The organism is Catenibacterium sp. RTP21428st1_D7_RTP21428_210409 (genome assembly GCF_040227455.1).
Classification (GTDB): Bacteria; Bacillota_I; Bacilli_A; order Erysipelotrichales; family Coprobacillaceae; genus Catenibacterium; species Catenibacterium mitsuoka_A.
Genome location: NZ_JBEHVX010000133.1, coordinates 1 through 4,054, shown reverse-complemented (window position 1 = coordinate 4,054; position 4,054 = coordinate 1). Strand labels below are relative to the sequence as shown.

Annotated in this window: 3 protein-coding genes; all 3 read left to right on the top strand. The window is 35.9% G+C overall.

Features of this window, described 5'->3' with window-relative positions; translation table 11 throughout:
• Positions 1-249: 249 nt before the first annotated feature.
• The 3 genes from hypB to ABUA27_RS12250 are packed head-to-tail and all read left to right on the top strand — an operon-like array spanning position 250 to position 3,945.
• The gene (gene hypB, locus ABUA27_RS12260; RefSeq protein WP_129982001.1) at positions 250-912 is read left to right on the top strand and encodes a hydrogenase nickel incorporation protein HypB; all 663 of its coding nucleotides are present in this window, start codon (positions 250-252) and stop codon (positions 910-912) included.
• A gap of 4 nt (positions 913-916) precedes the next feature.
• The gene (locus tag ABUA27_RS12255) at positions 917-3,598 is read left to right on the top strand and encodes an FAD-dependent oxidoreductase (protein WP_288835210.1); all 2,682 of its coding nucleotides are present in this window, start codon (positions 917-919) and stop codon (positions 3,596-3,598) included.
• A 2-nt stretch (positions 3,599-3,600) separates the two neighbouring features.
• The gene (locus tag ABUA27_RS12250; RefSeq protein WP_349820821.1) at positions 3,601-3,945 is read left to right on the top strand and encodes a hydrogenase maturation nickel metallochaperone HypA; all 345 of its coding nucleotides are present in this window, start codon (positions 3,601-3,603) and stop codon (positions 3,943-3,945) included.
• Positions 3,946-4,054 lie beyond the last annotated feature (109 nt).

The following is a 4,054-nucleotide window of genomic DNA, read 5'->3' as shown; positions in this document are numbered from 1 at the left end:
TTTTCTAAATTATTCAAACTTGTTTTTAAGTTTGTCTTTTTTTATACGTTTTGATTGATTTTTGTTTCACACTTATTCTCCTTTGAATACCTGTGCTATTATACACCAAATACACCACTATTTTAAAGAAAATCACAAACTCTTAGAATTTTAAATCCTTACAAATAAGATGATTTGTTGAAGGATTATTTTGTTCTGTTTACTCTGTTCAAGAAATCTATTAGAATATCTAATGAAAGGGGTTTACATATGTATAAGGTTATAGAAGTAAAACAGAGTATATTTGAAGATAATAATAAGGATGCAGATTTATTAAGACAGGAATGCAAAGAGAAGGGTGTTTTCTTACTTAATATCATGTCTAGTCCAGGTTCAGGAAAGACAACCACATTATCACGCACTATTGAAACAATCAAAGATGAAGTGAATATTGGTGTTATGGAAGCAGATATTGATAGTGATGTGGATGCGCACACTATTAGCCAGTATGGTGTACGTACAATACAATTACACACAGGAGGCATGTGTCATTTAGATGCGGATATGACAAGACAGGGATTACATGAATTAGGAATGGAAAATCTAGATCTTGCAGTATTAGAAAATGTAGGAAATCTAGTATGTCCTGCGGAATTTGATACAGGTTCCTCTTTAAATATTGCGATATTGAGTGTGCCAGAAGGGGATGATAAGCCTTTAAAATATCCGCTTATGTTTGAAGTATGTGATGTCGTGCTTATTAATAAGGTGGATGTTCTTCCTTACTTTGATTTTGATATAGAAAAATGTAAAGAGAATATTCATTATCGTAATAAGAATGCAAAGGTGTTTGAAATATGTGCAAAAAGTGGAGAAGGAGTCAAGTCTTGGTGTGATTACCTTTTAACACGTATAAGAGAATGGAAGGAATAAAATAATGGCCTATAGAGATAATATTGATAGACTTGCAAGACGTATTACAGACCGAATACCAGTGAAGTTTAAGAAGCTTAAGGAAGATGATCCTGAATACAAATGTTTAAGTGAAATCTTGAATGATGAACAATGTAATTTATGTTTATTTTTTGAAGTACGCAAACCTATGTCTTTTGAAGAAATTCTTAAAAGAACAGGCTGGGAAGAAGAACGTGTTGAACGTGTATTAAAAGAAGTATGTGATATAGGGATGATTGAGTATAACTGGGAAAATGAAGATCATCATAAACAATATGTGATGCCTCAGTTTGTCCCTGGTTCTGCAGAATTCATGGTTATGAATAATGATTTAGTCAAAGAACATCCAGTTGTGACTGATTTTTTTGAACAGATGACAAGATTACCACTAGAAAAGGTCACTCCAATGGTGCCTCCAGGAGGGGCTGGTATTGGGATGCATGTTATTCCAGTAGAAAAATCTATTGAAGCCAATCAGGAAGCAGTGTCTGTAGAAAAGATTTCTCATTGGTTGAATAAGTATGATAAGTATGCTTTATCTCCATGTTCATGTCGTAGACAACAAAGAGTTCGAGGAGAAGGGACAGGTGATATTGAAGCCGATGTATGTATTGCGGTTGGGGATATGGCTGATTATGTTGTAGAGACAAATAAAGGTGGTCATCACTGTACTTATGAAGATGTTATTGAAACATTAGAAAGATGTGAAAGAAAAGGTTATGTGCATCAGATTACAAATATTGATGGTGAAGATAAGATCTTTGCGATTTGTAACTGTGCAGCAGGTGTTTGTAATGCCTTAAGAACAAGTCAGCTCTTTAATACACCAAATATGTCTGCAAGTGCTTATCGTGCACACGTGGATGTCAGCAAGTGTGTAGCCTGTGGTAAGTGTGTAGAAGTATGTCCAGTAGGAGCTGCAAAGCTTGGACAGAAGCTTTGTACAAAGAAGGGTCCTATTGAATACCCACAGGTAGAATTACCAGATATGATTAAATGGGGACCAGATCATTGGAATCCTGATTTTAGAGATACTGCCAAAGTCAATTGTCATGAAACAGGAACTGCTCCTTGTAAAACAGCCTGTCCTGCTCATCTTCCTGTACAGGGCTATATCAAGATGGCTAGTCTTGGACGTTACATGGATGCTTTAAAGCTTATTAAAGACTTTAATCCATTCCCTGCCGTATGCGGTTCAATCTGTAATAGAAGATGTGAACAGGAATGTACGCGTGGATTATTAGATGCTCCTCTCGCAATTGATGAAATTAAGAAGTTTATTGCGGAAAAAGAACTTAATGAGGAAGAACGCTATATCCCATTATGTGAAAATGAAGAGGGCGGATTCTATCCTCATAAGATGGCTATTATTGGTGCAGGTCCTGCTGGTATGAGCGCTGCTTATTATTTAAGAATTAAGGGTTATCCTGTCACTATCTTTGAAAAAGAAGAAAAACCAGGTGGTATGCTTCGTTATGGTATTCCATCATTTAGATTAGAAAAAGATGTCATTGATGCAGAAATAGAAGTACTTAAGGTAATGGGCATTGAATTGAGATGTGGTGTAGAAATCGGTAAAGACATCACTATTGACGGATTACGTGAAGAAGGTTATGAAGCCATCTATCTTGCGATTGGTGCACAAGGTGGTAAGAAATTAAATATCCCTGGAATGAATGAAGAGTATGTTATGACAGGTGTTGATTTCTTAAGAGAAGTTAATAAAGAAGAGAGTAAAGATATGCTTAGTGGTCATGTAGTTGTCATTGGTGGTGGTAACGTGGCTATGGATGTGGCAAGAAGTGCTTTAAGAAGTGGTGCAGTGTCTGTTGATTTATTCTGTTTAGAGTCAGAAAAAGACATGCCTGCAAGCCCTGATGAAGTAGAAGAAGCCATCCATGAAGGTATTACTATGCATTGTGGATGGGGTCCTCAGGAAATCAAGGATCATACAATCACATTAAAGAAATGTATCTCTTTAGGAGATGAAACAGGTACTTTTAATCCATCTTATGATGAAACACAAACAGAAAGCTACCCATGTGATTATGTCTTATTATCTGTAGGACAGGATATTATTCCTGTAGAAGGATTAGATATCAATACAAATCCAAATGGTACAATTCAAGCGGATGCCATTACTTTACAGACTTCTGTACAAGATATCTTTACAGGAGGAGATGTCTATACAGGTCCTCGCTTTGCGATTGATGCGATTGCACAGGGTAAAGAAGCTGCTGAATCAATGCACCGTTTTGTACATAAAGGTCATTCACTTACTTTAGGTAGAGACTTACACCAGTTTACTCAGCTTGATAAGGACGATATTTTAATTACTTTAGACTTTGATCATTCAAAGAGACAGATTCCAGGTACAAAACAGGGTCTTGCGACAGAAACATTTAAAGACTTACGTTCTACATTTACGCCTGAACAGGTACAAACAGAAGCAAAACGCTGTCTTGGATGTGGCACAAGTGTAGTAGATCCTAATAAATGTATTGGATGTGGTCTATGTACAACTAAATGTGAATTTGATGCAATCAAGCTTACAAGAGATATCCCAGAAGGAAGCAATATGGTAAGATCAGAAGATAAGTTGAAGGTGATTCTTCCTTATGCTGCAAAAAGACAGATTAAGATTTTACGTAATAAGAAGAAATAAAGATGCATGAATTAGGTATTGTCGTACATATTGTCAGAACATTAGAAGATGTTGCGCAGGAAAATAGTCTCACAGATATACGCAAGGTCACTTTACAAATAGGCAAGGTCAGTGGTATTGAACCAGACTATTTAGTAGACTGTTGGGAATACTATAAGAAGAAAGTGTCATTGCTGAAGTATTCAACACTTGATTATGAATGGATTGAAGCTATTACAATCTGTCATAATTGTCAAAATACTTATTCTACAATCGATTATGGCAGAGAATGTCCTTATTGTCATAGTGGAAATACTGTCTTACTGCAAGGCAATGAATGTTTAATTAAAGAAATAGCAGGAGAATAACTCCATACAAAAAATGAACCTTTAATTTTTAAGGGGGGGTCAATAAAAAACTCGCTTTAAATATTTGGGGGTTTCCACTTGTAAAGGGCAGTCAGAAATGACTGCCCTT

Coding starts and splice junctions, on each gene's coding strand:
- hypB (WP_129982001.1), top strand. CDS start 250: ATGTATAAGGTTATAGAAGTAAAACAGAGTATATTTGAAGATAATAAT.
- ABUA27_RS12255 (WP_288835210.1), top strand. CDS start 917: ATGGCCTATAGAGATAATATTGATAGACTTGCAAGACGTATTACAGAC.
- ABUA27_RS12250 (WP_349820821.1), top strand. CDS start 3,601: ATGCATGAATTAGGTATTGTCGTACATATTGTCAGAACATTAGAAGAT.